We start from the raw sequence: 15,595 nt of genomic DNA on the forward strand, positions 1-15,595 counted from the left end.
GTGCCTCTTCCTGATCCAGCTATCGCATACGCTTGCCTGTCCGCTCCCGCTCAATTCGGCTTCTTAACGGACGACTCATTACCAAAAGGATCACGAATGGCAGAAATTGCTGAGAACGATTACAACTGCGGTCCTGTTGAACAGTAGTTGCTGCGGCCGCACATAATTCAACAACGACGTTATGTACGAGACCTTGTAGGCCCAAGAGCACCAGCCAACCATAGAACAACGATCACCAAACTCAAAGTCAGTGGCACGATCACTATTAGCTGACGTCGAGGGACCGTTGCGGCCAAAGCGATAGTCCAAACCTGCAATCCGAGCGAGTTAGATAGCCACGCTCAACGGGATGCCGAACTCTCTCAACGTACAGCCGCTCATGTGAGGCACGAAGGTATCAAGGCGAGGTCCAGGCATGGTTGAAAAAAGGGTCGAGCACGAGGATGTGTCAAGGTAGGGCGCACTGCACCTGCACTAGACGGAATGGTTAATCTCCTTTTTGACCTCATTCGCGGCCGCAAGAACAATCAGCTGCTCGAACGCCCAAGTTGATCGAGGATCCAGGCCATACGAAATGCTGCTTCCTCAGCTATTTTGGGACCATGTGAAGCCCCGGCATGGCCCCCAATCGTTCGGATGCGGAAGATAAGGTCACGATCACGATTCGCCGCGCAGGAGCGTCGCTGCGCAACATAGCGCGCTGGCTGGTAGTAGAGCACTTGGCCATCGTTGAGGGCTGCGTCTATGTATGTCGGCGGAAGTGGGCAATCGGCCCCGAGATTGTAGTACGGGTCGTAACTTCGCAAATACCGATACTCATGGGCTATGTGGGGATCTCCATACTCTGCCGTTTCTTGTAGGGAAAATGGCATAGTGAAGTCCATCTCGGTGTCAATGATGTCGGCGAGTGGAACATTGGCGACCACCGCGCGGAACAGGTCCGGCCGCAACGCGGCTGTCGCGAGCACAACTCCGCCACCACCGCTAGTGCCCTCGATCACGATGCCCTCTCTCGAAGCGACCCCATATTGAACCAGCCCCTCGGCAGCGGCGATCAAATCGGTGCAAGTAATACGTTTCCGATCACCCGTAGCCGCCAGGTGCCAAGAGCGGCCGAGCTCGCCCCCCCCCCGTACATGCACAATGCCGAAAGCAACGCCGCGATTGAGCAGGCTTAATCGCGAAGTCATGAACGAGGGAAAGCCGAAAAACGAAGGCCATCGTGGTATTCCATAACAGCCGTACACGTTTAACAGTACCGGTCCAGGGCTCGTCCGATCTCGGCGCGTGACCAGCGAGATCGGAATTTTCACGCCGTCCTCCGCCTCCGCCTCAACGACTGTGAGTACGTATTGATCCGGGTCATAATCGGGTGTGCCGGCACGATATAGGATTGCGGATCGGTCCGCTGTGAGATCATGGTCGGCTATCGTGTCCGGAGTGACGAATGAGCTCACCGAATAAGTGAGCTTCGAGCATCGGTAGGCATGTCGTGCCGCTGAATAGTGCCCCCCTGCCGACAGGCCGACTGTGAGCGTGCAACTCGGCTCATCGGGAATGATCATAACTTTGTACCCGCTTCGGTGTTGTGAGACCAGGCGAGGCCGAAGACCTTCGCGCTCCAGAACAACCAGATGGTGCTCGAGGACATGCACCTCTTCGAGCACCACCCCAGTACGATGCGGAACAAGCTCCTCCCACTGCGACGGCACCAGATTCGCTATCGGCGCACGCACCAGACGCCAGTTCGGTCCAGCGTCGTTCACGCGCAACACGAACGTGTTCTCCCAGTGTTCGACGAAGACCTCGTATCCGAGCTCACGCGTCACGATTCTGCGCCACTGGCTTCTCGGCTGGTCGGCAGAAAGACACCACACCTCTGTGGCCACTCGCTGAACGCGGGAGGACATGTCCCGGGTGGTAAGTACGTCGAGGAATATCCAAGCTCCGCTATCAGAACGCCGAACACGCACTTCCAATTGCTCGTTGACCTCCTCGAAAATCACATCGGCGCGCCCATCCTCAACGTCTAACCGAACAATCTGATCGTGACGGCGCCGGTCAGAGCGCTCCCGCGTAAAAAAAAGCGTGCGGCTGTCCGCCGCCCAGATAACCCGGCCGGCGCGCCCTTCCTTCTGCCAGACTTCACGGTCGCTCGCCATGTCCCGCACTCTTAACTCGTAGCGTTCGTCACCAATGAGATCAAAGCTGAATGCAACGTACCGGCCGTCATCGCTCGGTTCGAATACGCCAAGCGAATAGAAAACGTCGGCGCCAGGAATTGCGTTAGGGTCGAGAACGAGCTGGGCGGATCCTCCTGTTACAGGCCGACGCCACCAAGCCGGATGAGACCTGCCGTCCTCATGCACTTGGAAGTACTCGAAACCTCCGACCACGAGCGCAGGCCGGGCGGGCCTCGGCATCTGGCGCGACTTGATCTCTGCCACGAGCTTCACCTTAAGCTCCTTAAGATGGGCCGTCGCCCGCTCAGCATAGCTGTTCTCTGCGTCAAAATAAGCACGCGCGCGCGGGTTCTCACGATCACGAAGCCATCCATAAGCATCCATCGTGACTTCGTCATGAAAAACCTTGATCCGCGGCTCAGCGTCAGGAAGTGGTGGCACCAGATTGCCTTCCTCGACATCCCCCTCATCTGAAAACAAGACGTGGCTGTATATTGTCATGCTTGCTCCACCCAAGATTATTGCCGACAGCAACGGTGCCTAACGCAAAGACCGAGCTAATCTGTGACCCGCGGAAGCGGCTCTAGTTGACGCGCCAGCAAGTAGCGACGTGCTGAAGTCCCACTTCGGTGGCGGGCGGCTCGTCTTCGCGGCAGCGATCTAAGGCGAGCGGGCAACGCGGGTGGAATCGACATCCTTTCGGGAGTCGGGCGGCACTGGGGATCTCGCCCTGCAACGCGGGCAGGTCACTGCGCCTGTTCTCGAGACCCACTCTCGGCGAGGCATTGTTTAGAGCGATGGTATAGGGATGGCGCGGATTGAACGTTATGTCGTCCGCCGATCCAATTTCAACTATTCGCCCTAGGTACATAACTGCGATGCGATCGGCGATCAACCAAGCGACAGGGAGGTCATGAGTGATGAACAGCATGGCCATGTTTCGTTGCTTGCGGAGGTCCATCAAAACGTCAAGAATTTGTGCGCGTATCGACACGTCGAGCATCGAAACTGGTTCGTCTGCAACGATAAGTTCTGGCTCTACCGCGAGCGCTCCTGCGATCAGGACGCGTTGGCGCTGCCCGCCCGAGAGCTCATTTGGAAAACGCGCGAAGAATTCCTCAGGAGGACTGAGCCCCGCCGCCGCAAGAGATTGCTTAACACGTTCGTTAAGTTGGGTACGGTTCGTGACGAGCCCCAGCGACCTCACAGGTTCGGCTACAATATCAAAGACGGTGTGTCGCGGATTGAGCGCCTGATAGGCATCCTGGAAAATCAGTTGCACCCGGCGCCGGTAAGGACGCAATTCCGCGGATCGCGTAACCGGCGTCATGTCGTTACCATCAAACAGTAACCTGCCGCCGGTTGGCTGAAGCAATTTAGTAATGACACGGCCGACTGTCGATTTGCCGCTGCCGGACTCACCAACGACCGCAACGATCTCACCACGCCGGATGGTGAGATCGATGCCGTCCACAGCGGGAACAGCAAGGCGCGGGCGTTGTAGAACACGGTCAAATATGTCGCGTCGGCTCTGGAAATGAACCTGCAGTTTCTCAAGACTGAGTATGTTCGCGGCATCAGGCATTCGCTGCCACCTCTTCTTTCTGTTCCGTCCACGAATACAGATGGCAGGCGACGCGCCCCGCCCCACGCCTGTCCAGATGGGGCACCTCACTGGCACATATCGGCATCGCAGATGGACAGCGCGAACGGAAAGCGCAGCCCGATGGTCGGTCGTGAAGAGTTGGTGCTTCACCGGGGATGGCTCGCACAATGCGTCTATCCCGTTGTGGATTCGGGATCGATTCGATCAACAGCCTAGTGTAGGGATGCTTAGGGTTTGTAAAGATATCGGCGACTGTACCATCCTCAATGAGACGGCCAGCATACATAATCATCACGCGATCGCAGCACTCAGCTACCATCGATAGATCGTGAGTGATTAACATGAGTGCCAGACCGAGTTGTGATCGCAACTCAGATATTAATTTGAGGATCTGTGCCTGGGTGATAACGTCGAGAGCAGTTGTCGGCTCGTCGCCTATGATGATGGACGGACGACACGCGAGCGCCATGGCGATCATTACTCTTTGACGCATCCCACCCGACAATTCGTGGGGATAAGCGGCGCCACGTTCTGCCGAAATGCCAACAAGCTCGAGTAGTTCTTTTGCCCGTGCAGTCGCCTTCTCTCGTGACATGCCTAGCTTTAAGATGCAGGGTTCGGCGATTTGTTTGATGACGCGATGGACAGGATTTAGTGCATTCATCGCACCTTGAAAGACGACGGAAGTCTCGATCCAGCGATGGGAGCGCATGGCGGCGTCATCATCGATCGGCAGTCGCCTGCCCCGGTAACGAACCTCTCCGCCACTGACGGCTGCGTTGGGAGGTAACAGACCTGCAATAGCCATCGCTGTCGTAGTCTTTCCACTACCCGATTCACCGACAAGGGCAACAGCATCTCCTGCGCCGAGCGCGAACGTTACGTCCCGGATCGCAGGTAATGAGGCATGCTTTAGCTTATAGTCGACACTTAATCCCTCGACATCTAGGAGCGACGTTGCTGGGCTATGGGAAGCATCGTTCATGGGATCGCTCGTCTACGAGGATTGAAGGTGGAGTCGAGCGCATTGCCGATCAAAACGAAACTCAGAGAGACCAGGAGTACACACAGGCCCGGCGCTCCTAGGTACCACCAAGCTCCGGCGCTAGCAGCACCGGCCCGTTGAGCGAGCGAAAGCAACGCGCCCCACGAAGGTTGCAGGGGATCACCAAGGCCAAGAAACGATAGCGCAGTCTCTGTATGGATCGCGTGAGCGACTACAAGGACCCCGCTAGCCGCCACCTGGGGGACTAGATTCGGTAAAAGATGGCGTGCGATGATGCTCAAATCGCCTGTGCCCACGACCCGTGCGCGCTCGACGAACGGGCGCTCTCGGAGAGAGAGCGTTTGACTGCGAACGATGCGTGCTACAGACGCCCAGCTGGTTGAGCCAATGACCAGAATGACAATAAAGACAGAAGGACGAAAGCCGAAGAGATCTCCGCCACGTCCAATCACTTCCAAAACCACTGGAGTAATCACCAATGCTAGCACGAACGATGGAACTACAAAAAAGAAGTCCGTGGCGCGCATCAACCACATTTCGATAGCGCCCCCGTAGTAGCCCGAGGTCGTGCCGATCGCAGTTCCAACGACAAGACTGATAGCTGTCGATACCAGCGCTATCGTTAGGGACGTGCGTGCCCCGTGAGCGACCAGATTGAACACATCCCTGCCGAGCTCATCTGTGCCGAACAGGTGCTGACTGGAAGGCGGCACAAGGAAATCGCCGGACGCTGTGATTGCAGTTTGCAGCGGGCCCACCAGAAAATCCGGAACAGCTGCCAACACCAAAAAAACTGCGAGCACAAAGAAACCGAGCCTCGCTCCATTGTGGTTAAGGAGTTGATGTAGGAACGAAAACATCCGGTTTGCTCGTATATTTTCACGAGACCGAGTAACAGTTGTCGCCATTATCGGACTCGTGGATCAAGCGCGCCGTAGGCTAAATCGGCGACGAGGTTTGCGACGACAATGGCCCCGCCCAGCAGCAGGAATACTCCTTGAAGGACCGGATAGTCCCGCGCGTTCAGCGCGTCGACGATCAAGCTCCCAATGCCAGGCCATGCAAATACGGATTCAACCGTTACAGCGCCAGCGACTACGTAGCCTAAGTTAAGGGTGACAAGCGTAATTACAGGCAGCAGCGCGTTGCGGAAGGCGTGGCGCATCAGCATCTGACCATTGGTTAGCCCCTTGGCTCGAGCAGTCACCATGTAATCCTCGCCCACAACGTCGCTCATCGCCGCCCTCGCCACGAGCACATACTGACCCGCCAGCCCAAGTGCCAGCGCTAGCGCCGGAAGAACTATGTGGCGAGCGCTATCGCTCAACCAATCGATAAAATCTGAATTGCCGCCCTTGGGCGAATAAGAACCGTACCCGGGAAGCCAGCCTAGTGACGTGCTGAAGAGTATCACTAGAAGCATGCCCAGCCAGAACGCAGGCGTCGAGTAGAGAGCAAGCGATATGCCAGTCGCGATATTGTCAAAAGCTCCATTTTGCCGCCAGCCGGCATAGAGACCGAGCAGAACGCCGCCGAGTATGGCAATAAATTGCGCGATGCCTACGAGAGCGATGGTGATAGGCAGCCGTTCGACGATCAGACTGGCAACACTCTGGCCCCTATACTTGAAACTGTAGCCGAGATCGCCTCGGAGCGTAGTTGAAATATACGCTAGGAGCTGATCGGGGATCAGTGGTTTGTCGAGACCCCAGCTCTGACGCTGCGCCTCGATCAGTTCGGAGGAAACTGAGTTCCGCGCGTCCGCCAAAAGCAGATCGGCGGGATCACCGGGGATGACCCGGAACAGCAGGAAATTAAGGACTGCGACCATAAGAAGCGTGACAATCGCTCTGAAGGTCACACTTCTAATCCGCCTGTCTTTCGTGCCTCGGTGTTGATTGCCAGACATCAAATACCCTTCAGGCGATCGAATGGAAAGTAGCTCCACATCGAGATCGCATCGTATGATCCCCAGCCCTGGATGCAGTCCTTCCGAAAGGCATTCATTACGAAGGGATAGCACAGCATAATGTATGGCGCCTCTGCATAGATGAGACGCGCTGCCTGGTCGACCAACTCTCGACTCTTCTTGCGGTCGACGGTAACCAGGACCTCAGACGCAAGCCGATCAAAGTTCTCATTTTTCCAGTAAGACTGGTTGTGTCGGTCTCCACTCTTCCCCAAAACTAGGAGATCGCTGGGACTAGGGGACAGCCAACTCGCGCTAACGAGTAGATCCCACTTTCCTCCACCGTTCGCCAAGGGTGCCGCGCGAGCGCCGAGCGCACCGGATTCGAGCTGGGTTATCGATACAGGGATGCCGATCTGCCCCAACCAGCCTGCGATCAGCTGCACCACCGCCGTTGGCAAGTCTCGCGTTCCGGAAGCGTGCCCAGTAATTAACTCCAGCTGGAAGCGTTTTCCTTCCTTATCCCTACGGACTCCGTCTCCGGTCGCATCTCGGTACCCAGCAGCGTCCAGGCGACGGGCGGCCTCCTTTAGGTCGAAGCGGCGCCTGATATCGCTCAGGTCTGAGTAGTAGTCGCCCGCTACAGGCATTACTAAGCCCACGCCGGGGTCGGCGTAGCCGCGAAAGGCCCGATCAACGATCATCTGCTGGTCAATCGCATAGCCGATAGCATCACGGAAGTCTGAATCTTGAAGGGCTTTTGTGCTGCCCGCTCCGGGTCCAGACGCAGTATTGAAAGCGAGGAAATTGCGCTGCTCGACGGGCGCGTGACGAACGGCAATTCTGGGATCGGTTGAAAGGCTTTCCATCTGAGCGATGGTAATGCCTTGACCGAAGTCAAGGTTACCACTCTTCAAACCCTGCGCGATTGGATCGTTCGTAGTAAACAAGTTTAAGATCGCGCCTTCGATCGCCGGTTGACCAGTGCGGAAATACTTATTCGCCGTCATGCGAGCGAATTGTCCGGGCCGGAACTCAGTTACAATCATGGGCCCGGTTCCGACCAAAGGCGGATGATTCCGAAATGTGCGACGCGCGTCTGCGGGGCTAATGTCCTTCCAGATGTGTTCCGGAACGATCAGTATGGAGTTGTCGATCGGCCAGCGGCTGGGTTTGGTGGTGACGATCTGCAAGGTTTCATCATCGACAGCCGTGATGGATTCCACGTTCTCTAGGCCTGAGGTGTTGTTCCAGCCGACGTTCAACTCGTTGGGAGAGCCCCTAGAATCGCGAAGAAAATTATAGGTAAATGCAACGTCGTTAGCTGTAGCAGACTGGCCATCCGACCATTTCATGTTCGACCAAATCTTAAAAGTCCACGTGCGATCATCGTCCGCAATCGACCACTCTCTGGCAAAACCCTTCCGATCCTCGTGACGCTGCGCATCAACACCGACAAGGAAGTCGTACGTAAAGACTGTTGGCCAAAAGGAGGACCATGTCGCAAAGGGGTTCAAACTGGTAGGAGCGGAAATCGAGCCAATACGCACAATTTTATCGCCACAGGATGAGGCAAGCGCGTCGACATTGGAGATCCATGGCGCCACCGATCCAAGAAGTGCCGCTTTAACTACCGCACGTCGATGTAATGGCGCCATCTCAAGTCCCCACCCGATATTTGTAGTTTGGTTTGTAGATTGTTCGATTCAGTTGGTCGTGCGAGCCACACTGATGACAATCTCTCGATTGCATTCGCAATGCTATTGCGTCTTAGCGCCGATTTTTTGCGATTTCGCGGCCATAGCCGCACAATTTCTGCGCCGATGGCCATGAGATCGGTTGTATTAGTCTATTGATCGTAAGCGCTTAACCGCAACCCTATTGAGGCTGGCTTGACGTTTTGCGGAATCGCCACGGCATGAAGTCTTCGATGCGGTTTGTGGGGACGGCCGTCGATGATTGTCTCGAGTGTTTCGGCGATGTAGGCGGCCGTGTTGGCGTCGTTGAGCTTACAGCTCGCCACGATGGATGCGAGCAAGGCCTAGTTTTCGGCCCCGACCTCACGAGCGGCGAAGAGAGTATTTTTTCTGGTCAGGCAGACTGGTCGAATGGCGTTCTCGACCGGGGTCGTGTCGAGCTCGAGGCGCCCGTCTTCGAGGAAGCGGGTCAGCCCTTGCCAGTGATTGGGCGCGTAGCGGATGTCCTCGGCGAGTCGAACCGCTGGAGATCATCGACAGCTGCTTCTCGAAAAGGCTTTAACGCGGCGACCATGGGCAGCGAGTGCTCCCTGCGCGCGGCCAGCTTGGATGTCCGGCGATGGACCGCGTACCATGGCTTCGATAGCGTACAGCTGTGCGACGTGCCGAACGGCGGCCTCGGCAATCGGCGATTTGCTGTTACGGGCAAATTTGACGAAGCGCCGGCGCAAAACCGCTCCGGCAATGCACGAGCGACCATGGTTCTTGCGGTCGAACGACTTCGGTCAGCCGGTCATAACCCTCATAGGTATCGCATTGCAGGAAGCGTCCGCCAAAGCCATCCAGGAACCCCTCCGGAAGCCCTGCGACCGGGGGCATGTCGGAACAGCACAATCGGAGGACTTGGGCCGCTGTGGCCGCGGTCGTCGCAGACGATCGTCCGAATTAGCCCTTCTTCGTTTGGCCTCGCCCGGGGTCGAGCACCGGCGCCGTGGTTTCGTCCATGAACAGACGATCCGCCGTGGCCAGGCGGCGGCGCATGTGGTCCGCGATCGGCTGAAGATGGAAGCAGGCGCGGCCGGACCAGTTGCCCAGCGTCGCCCGATCAGGCCGGATCCCCTGGCGCGCATAGATCTTGGCCTGACGGTAAAACGGCGTTTGGTCGCCAAACTTGGAGACGATCACATGCGCAATGGCCGCAGCCCACTGGGCACGACGTGCTCCGGTGCGTGGGCCTGCACGACAGGGCCCGAGCAGCGGCGACAGATGTATTTCGGGCGGCGCGTGACTAGCACGCGCCATTGCGCCGGGATCACGTCGAGGCGTTTGCTGACGTCCTCGCCGATCTTCGTCATGGCGCCGCAACCGCACACACACAGCGTGCTCGGGGCTCGATGATCCGTTCCATCCGAGGGAAATGGGCAGGCAAGCAGCAGCGATTGCGATGAGAACCTTCCGGCACGCTCGCGATCGACCCTGGATCACAGCCTCGGCTCTCTCCTGCGCCACGTCCAGGATGCCTTGCGCGATCTCCACGTCTTCCAGCGGCAAGTGACACTGGTCTGGTCGCAGCTTCTCGGACTTGCCGCCGAACTTCTCGACTTCTCGCGTCGCAATTCCCCGAGAATGACCTCGAGCCGACGCCGCGCTTCCTCCGATCCTGCCAGCGCCTCCTGATGCTCGCTCAAGACGCCTGCGTTCCTGCGTTTACGCCAAAAGCGCCTTCAGGCGTTCGTTTTCGTCGCGCAGCGCCGGAATGCTCATGCGCTATTTCGAGCACATCGCCACTGCGACGGCCACGTTCAAAATGGCTCCCGAGTTGATCTGCCTTGTGGAGATTTATGCAGCTGACGTTGGAGTACGCGAATGTGCTGTCTCTTCTTTGCGGTTCGGCATGAGGTGCGGCAGATTGGATTGGGTGCGGTAATGACCCAAGCGCTGCGACTCAAGGCGGGCGAGAGCTGTATCTAGTCAGGACGAGGTACTGCTTGCAATAATTTGCATCTGAGCGTGAAGCATCTTTTATGCGCGAACAGAGCGCTGTTTTCACCGAAACCACTTCTGAACGCCCCGAAACGGTCGCCTCTGCAAAGCTGAAGGAGCCAACGTTCGAGCGAAGCCAAACAGCAACGAAAATCTACCTACAAAAGGGCGCAATCACGTCTCGGATGGTCGACTGCGATCATAACATAGGATTCCAACCGACAACATCATAGCCATACGTTGTAAAATGGGCCGAGCAACTCTGGCCGATGAGCCCGCAGCCCAACACGCCATTTTGTTGTTGCGGCGCCGTCCTATCAGCGGTCCGCTTCGTTCGAGAACCAATCGGAAAGAGCAAGACAGTCGATGAAGAGGACAGCAATCGTGAGGGTGGTCCTCACGATTGCGGCCGCGGGTTGATAGGCGTGCAGTTTCGCAAGCGCAGAATATCCCCAAGTAGTTTTTGCGCCGGCCAACAGCCCCCCTCGGCACGCGGGGCGGCCACTATTTGTAATCCGACCGGTAGGCTGGAACTAGTGAAGCCGCAGGGCAGAGACAGCGCCGGACAACAGGTCAGCGTGATTGCAGAGGCAATGGCAATCGCGGTAGGGACGCCCATTACTGAGCGCCCCCCGCACAGAACCGTACGAGCCCGATTCGGGCATACGGCTCCCACCTCGGGTGTCTGACGGCGAAGCGTTTGCTTGGCCAGGGATGGACGACACGCGGTTTGGGGAGCCAGTCATTCACAAGCTTCCTCATCCGTTCCCATGTCATTGTCGCCTTGTGGCTTCGGTGCTGGAGCACGCGAAGCCAGTGCAACGTGACACACGCCGAGTGCTCGACTGTCGGTCGGCACCGCGTGGTAGTTGAAGTAGCCTTTGACGACCTGCCCGAGCCACTTTCCCTGTTCGGGATCGGCTGATGCATCCGCCGTCGCAATTCCTGTTTGATGGCTTGCAACTTCGCCCGCATACGGTCGCGCCGGGTCTTGCGCCTGACGAGAAACTTGCCCCGGCGAGACTTGCCGCAGATGAAGATGAAGCCCAGGAAGTTGAAGGTTTCCGGTTTGCCGAGCCCGCGCCGCTTGCGGTTGGCCGCTGCGAAGCGACCAAACTCAATCAGTCGGGACTTGTCCGGATGAAGCGACAGCGAGAACTTCTCAAACCGCTCGCGCATCTAATCGAGGAAGCGTCGGGCATCCGTCTCGTGCTCAAAGCCCACGACAATATCGTCGGCATAGCGCACGATGATCATGTCGCCCGCAGCCTCGCGCCGTCGCCAGCGCTCGGCCCAGAGATCGAGGACGTAGTGCAGGTAGATGTTGGCGAGCAGCGGCGAGATCACCGAGCCCTGTCCCGTTCCCCTGTCGCTGACGTTCACGACCCCAACTTCCAGGATGCCCACCTTCAGCCATTTCTGGATCAGGCGGACGATGCGCCGGTCGCCGACCCGGTGCTCGACAAAGCGGACGAGCCATTCCTGGCTCACCGTGTCGAAGAACGAGCGGATGTCGGCGTCCAGTATCCAGTTCACTTTCTTGCTGCTGATTCCGACCACGAGCGCATCGAGTGCTTCGTGTGTCCCGCGTCCGGGCCGGAATCCATATGAGAACCCGAGGAACTCTTCCTCGTAGATCGCATTCAGCACCTCAACCGTCGCCCGCTGGACAATCTTGTCCTCCAGCGCAGCAACCGCGAGCGGGCGTTGCCGGCCGTCCGGCTTGGGTATGTAAACGCGCCGTGACGGCAGTGCCCGATATGCTCCCCGGTGGACCCGTGCGTGCAAATCCTCAAGTTGGTGTTCGAGGCCTGCCCCGTAGTCCTTCCATGCCAATCCATCCGCTCCCGGCGCGGCGTCCGCCTTGAGATCGTAGAACGCCTTCTCGAGCAGATCGACGGTGACATGGTGCAGGAGCGTAGTGAACTTCTCCTCTTTCTTCTGCCTTGCTAATTGCCGTATGCGCTCCAGCGCCTGTGACACGCTTGCCCGGCTCTGCGCCCGGTGCGTGCTTTGCTGGCTCGCATTTCCCTTGGCCTCCGCCCTTGGCTCCACCGGGTCCGCAGCGGATCGCTCCGCCTCGTTCGTCGGCTTCACGGCTACTATGGCGGAGTCTGACTTCCCACCCCCGTGCGTCATCGGCTACGGCTCCTCGCCTTCCCGATGCGGACCATTGCAGCAACGTGCCGGTGGTCGGACGTGGGATCTCCCAGTTCCCGTGCAAAGAGCTTCCGCACATGCCAGTTTCTCTGACCACGCTAGGCCGTCCAGGCGCTCGCGGTTGCGCGCCGGACGTGTTGCCTTCCACGATGGGTAACGCGTCGGCGTCCCAGAAGTACGTAGTTTTCGAGGCTCAATGGCTGGCCTGCGCGCTCCCCTGCCGACGCTTCACCCCGCCCTCGCGGGCGACGGCGCACGGCTCGGGGCCGATGCGGTTCGCTACTCCTTCATCGCAGTGGACTTTCACCACCTACTCCTTGCCGGTCTCCCGGCGCACACCCAATCTACATAGTGGTCGAGTTTCTTACCGTCGCATTCGGGGACATACCGATCTTGGACCGGGAATGGTTTGACAATGATCGCAGGTGACAACAGCAGATCGTATTCCCTGCAGAAGTCCACGGCGCGCGACATCGTCGCCAGCCGTTGTGCCTCGGCGCGCTCAATCTGTTCAACTGAAAGCTTCAACCCTTCCTCGATGTTCCAGATGACTTGTGGCTTGAATCGATCACGGTGGCTGCGCAACAGGCCAGCTTTGCTAACTGCGAAATCAAAGGCGCGCAGCACGTGAAAGCATTCCCGGGCTTCACGGAACTCCGGAGCGCCTCCTCGACGATTACGCCCGCTTCGACCAGCCGCGCAGCGGCCCGGTGTGTAATTGCTGCAATTTCGCGATCCACCGGAGTCATGCCGAACTCGGGTGAATAGGCGACCCGCCGTGGCTTTTTGCGCAATCGGGCGGCCGAAAGAAACGAGTGCGGCAGCTTTGGAAGCGACAGCGGATCTCCAAGATGTTCACCGCTCACCGCGTCCAGCATCAGCGCAACCCCTCCACGTTGCGGCCATAGGTCCCGGCACATCAAGGTTACGGTCGACCTTGAACTTCGGCGTGTGCGCAACACGGCCGATGCTGGGCCGCAGGCCAACCACGCTGCAGAAGCTTGCTGGATTCCGGAGCGAGCCCCCCATATCGCATCCGTGCGCGAGCCATGCCGTCCCGGTGGCAAGCGCAACCGCAGCTCCGCCGGAGCAGCCAGCCGCCGAGCGCGACGTATTCCATGGATTGAGTGTTGGCCCGAAGATTCGTTGAAAGTGTTGGCGCCGGCCCCTCGGAGGTGTTCGACCTAGCATAGACGAGCGCGCCGCTCTCTTCGAGTCGCTCGACAAGGATATCTGACCGAGCGGGGACATAATCCCTGAACATCAGTGAGCCCTGCGTGTTGCGCACACCAGCGACGTCGGTGAGGTCTTTGATCGGTATAGGCAGACCGCCGAGGAGACCGCGCTCGCTCACAGGTTTATTCATGATCGCCTCAGCGTGCTTGCGCACGATCAAAACACAACCTTGGGAGTGCGTTTAGCTTACCGTCAACCTCCGCAATCCGTTCTGCTAGCACGCCCAGGAGCTCGAGCGGCGATACGTCACCGTTGGTCAATTTGTGAACGACGCCGCAAGCTGTATCTTGGATACCTGCTGCACTTCAGAACCCCCTTAGCTCTCTATTCGTCTGCTTACGCGCGATGAAATTGCGATGAAGACCTCCCAAGGCGCAAGAACACCTTTGCGTTCAGCGCGACTGCTGTGCTTAAAGCAAATCTGGATGTGCCATTCATAAATCCTCGCAGCCGCGTTGTGCAATCGAGCGCAGTCGCCGCGAGACCACGGTTTCGTCGAGAAGGACTGCGTACAAAAACAAGCTAAGCAGCGCCCGCTGCTGACTTGTACCTGTTGGCACAACCCTTCCCGGCACAAAGCAGCGTCATTTTGCGATGGCGTTCGGCTAGCATCGCGTCCTTCCCAACCCTTGTGTATGCGCCGATAAAATTCTCGCTGTTCGTTCCGCTCGCTACAAGGCGACCTGTTGAAGACCTGCGCAGATGCGGGGGCGATGGCGCAGTTTCGCAAATACTATCCTCGTAGCTCCTTCGTCATCCTCTCGCCGAGAGCCGTGCCCTGCTGCATCAAGGCTTTCCAGTTAATGGACCGCTTCAATGCCGCCCGTCCGGGAGAATTAATAAGAATGTCAGCTGCGAGATCGCCTAGAGCCACATCAGTGGTTGGTCCGTAGCGGAGCGCTTTCGGCACGGAGAGCATGCCTTTATCGGAAAGAAGCTGATTGATGTAGGCCAGCGCAGCCTCTTTATTGCGCCCACCCCGCACGATGTTCGTATACGAGGTGACGGCGTAGATGCCCTCTCGCGCGACAACCGTTTCCAACGGCGTTCCCGATTTCCGCGCCTCGTACGCCCGACCATCCCACAATGTACCGGCCTGCGCCTCACCCTGTGTAAAGGCCTGCAGTTGCGCGACGGAGCTCGGCGGTGTGGCGATGATGTTATCCTTTGCTGCGGCGATGATTTTGAAGGCTGGATCCATGTTTGCCAATGATCCGCCATTGCCTTCGGCCAGAGCAAGCAAGACCATCCAGCCGGTGTAGCCGTTGGCCGGCATCGTTGAAACCTTCCCCTTCAAGTCGGGCCGAGCGATATCGGAGAAACCCGTGAGCGGAGGCTTAATGGTATTAACGTTGTAAACGGGCACGATCGAAGCAACGCTAAATGGCGCACCATAGTCGCCGAACTCACGAAAACCGGGCAGGACACGCGAAAGATTGGGGGCATCGGACGGGCCAAAGCTCTCCAAAACATCTCCCGCAATTGCTTGAGGCATGAGCGGGCTATCCGCCATAAAGAGATCAATGTGGGGGTTGGCTTTGTTGGAAATAAGCTTCGCCAAGTCAACGTTAGGGGCCGAAGGGATATATTCGATCTTGAGCCCGGTACTGTCTTCGAGAGGTTTCGCGACGCCCTCGATCAGGGCTTTGTCGTACGTGCCTCCGTAGCCATTGATTCGAAGCGTAACACCGGCAAATTTCTTCTGCTGAGCGTAGACGGCTGGCGATGCAACGGTGGCCAAAGCAGAAGCAGTACCGAGTACAAGAAAGTCACGTCTTTTCATAATCCCCTCCTAAGCAGTTCTTCATTCAAAAC

General features: G+C 57.9%; 11 protein-coding genes and 1 pseudogene. All 12 read right to left on the reverse strand.

What is annotated here, in order from left to right; all coding sequences use genetic code 11:
* Positions 1-527: 527 nt before the first annotated feature.
* The 12 genes and pseudogenes from AC0L21_RS28405 to AC0L21_RS28460 all read right to left on the reverse strand — a co-directional run bounded on the left by AC0L21_RS28405 (position 528) and on the right by AC0L21_RS28460 (position 15,563).
* The gene (locus AC0L21_RS28405; RefSeq protein WP_473264978.1) at positions 528-2,684 is read right to left on the reverse strand and encodes a prolyl oligopeptidase family serine peptidase; all 2,157 of its coding nucleotides are present in this window, start codon (positions 2,682-2,684) and stop codon (positions 528-530) included.
* Positions 2,685-2,766: 82 nt separating this feature from the next.
* Positions 2,767-3,768 carry an ABC transporter ATP-binding protein gene (locus tag AC0L21_RS28410; protein ID WP_473264979.1) on the reverse strand — a complete coding sequence of 334 codons (1,002 nt, stop codon included), beginning with the start codon at positions 3,766-3,768 and terminating at the stop codon, positions 2,767-2,769.
* Entirely contained in the window at positions 3,761-4,774 is a 1,014-nt protein-coding gene (locus AC0L21_RS28415) for an ABC transporter ATP-binding protein (RefSeq protein ID WP_473264980.1), read from the reverse strand. The genes AC0L21_RS28410 and AC0L21_RS28415 overlap by 8 nt, the downstream gene beginning before the upstream one ends.
* The gene (locus AC0L21_RS28420) at positions 4,771-5,655 is read right to left on the reverse strand and encodes an ABC transporter permease (protein ID WP_473264981.1); all 885 of its coding nucleotides are present in this window, start codon (positions 5,653-5,655) and stop codon (positions 4,771-4,773) included. The genes AC0L21_RS28415 and AC0L21_RS28420 overlap by 4 nt, the downstream gene beginning before the upstream one ends.
* Before the next feature lie 47 nt (positions 5,656-5,702).
* On the reverse strand, positions 5,703-6,704 hold the full coding sequence (locus AC0L21_RS28425; protein ID WP_473264982.1) for an ABC transporter permease: 1,002 nt from the start codon (positions 6,702-6,704) through the stop codon (positions 5,703-5,705).
* Complete coding sequence (locus AC0L21_RS28430; protein ID WP_473264983.1) at positions 6,704-8,362, reverse strand: ABC transporter substrate-binding protein; 1,659 nt, start codon at positions 8,360-8,362, stop codon at positions 6,704-6,706. The genes AC0L21_RS28425 and AC0L21_RS28430 overlap by 1 nt, the downstream gene beginning before the upstream one ends.
* Before the next feature lie 383 nt (positions 8,363-8,745).
* Entirely contained in the window at positions 8,746-8,904 is a 159-nt protein-coding gene (locus AC0L21_RS28435) for an IS66 family transposase (RefSeq protein ID WP_473265046.1), read from the reverse strand.
* A 442-nt stretch (positions 8,905-9,346) separates the two neighbouring features.
* Complete coding sequence (locus tag AC0L21_RS28440; RefSeq protein WP_473264984.1) at positions 9,347-9,586, reverse strand: IS66 family transposase; 240 nt, start codon at positions 9,584-9,586, stop codon at positions 9,347-9,349.
* The gene (locus AC0L21_RS28445; RefSeq protein ID WP_473264985.1) at positions 9,583-9,756 is read right to left on the reverse strand and encodes an IS66 family transposase zinc-finger binding domain-containing protein; all 174 of its coding nucleotides are present in this window, start codon (positions 9,754-9,756) and stop codon (positions 9,583-9,585) included. The genes AC0L21_RS28440 and AC0L21_RS28445 overlap by 4 nt, the downstream gene beginning before the upstream one ends.
* 1,807 nt (positions 9,757-11,563) lie before the next feature.
* Complete coding sequence (locus AC0L21_RS28450) at positions 11,564-12,481, reverse strand: reverse transcriptase domain-containing protein (protein ID WP_473264986.1); 918 nt, start codon at positions 12,479-12,481, stop codon at positions 11,564-11,566.
* A gap of 399 nt (positions 12,482-12,880) precedes the next feature.
* Positions 12,881-14,073, reverse strand: a pseudogene (locus AC0L21_RS28455) (amidase); the annotation flags it as partial.
* 440 nt (positions 14,074-14,513) lie between these two features.
* Positions 14,514-15,563, reverse strand: a complete 1,050-nt coding sequence (locus tag AC0L21_RS28460; RefSeq protein ID WP_473264987.1) for an extracellular solute-binding protein — start codon at positions 15,561-15,563, stop codon at positions 14,514-14,516.
* Between the last annotated feature and the right edge of the window lie 32 nt (positions 15,564-15,595).

The organism is Bradyrhizobium sp. WSM4873 (assembly GCF_055811355.1).

Excerpts from the sequence above, each read along its gene's own strand:
- AC0L21_RS28460 (WP_473264987.1), bottom strand. The coding sequence starts at position 15,563 with ATGAAAAGACGTGACTTTCTTGTACTCGGTACTGCTTCTGCTTTGGCC.
- AC0L21_RS28415 (WP_473264980.1), bottom strand. The coding sequence starts at position 4,774 with ATGAACGATGCTTCCCATAGCCCAGCAACGTCGCTCCTAGATGTCGAG.
- AC0L21_RS28430 (WP_473264983.1), bottom strand. The coding sequence starts at position 8,362 with ATGGCGCCATTACATCGACGTGCGGTAGTTAAAGCGGCACTTCTTGGA.
- AC0L21_RS28445 (WP_473264985.1), bottom strand. The coding sequence starts at position 9,756 with ATGACGAAGATCGGCGAGGACGTCAGCAAACGCCTCGACGTGATCCCG.
- AC0L21_RS28405 (WP_473264978.1), bottom strand. The coding sequence starts at position 2,684 with ATGACAATATACAGCCACGTCTTGTTTTCAGATGAGGGGGATGTCGAG.
- AC0L21_RS28420 (WP_473264981.1), bottom strand. The coding sequence starts at position 5,655 with ATGTTTTCGTTCCTACATCAACTCCTTAACCACAATGGAGCGAGGCTC.
- AC0L21_RS28410 (WP_473264979.1), bottom strand. The coding sequence starts at position 3,768 with ATGCCTGATGCCGCGAACATACTCAGTCTTGAGAAACTGCAGGTTCAT.
- AC0L21_RS28425 (WP_473264982.1), bottom strand. The coding sequence starts at position 6,704 with ATGTCTGGCAATCAACACCGAGGCACGAAAGACAGGCGGATTAGAAGT.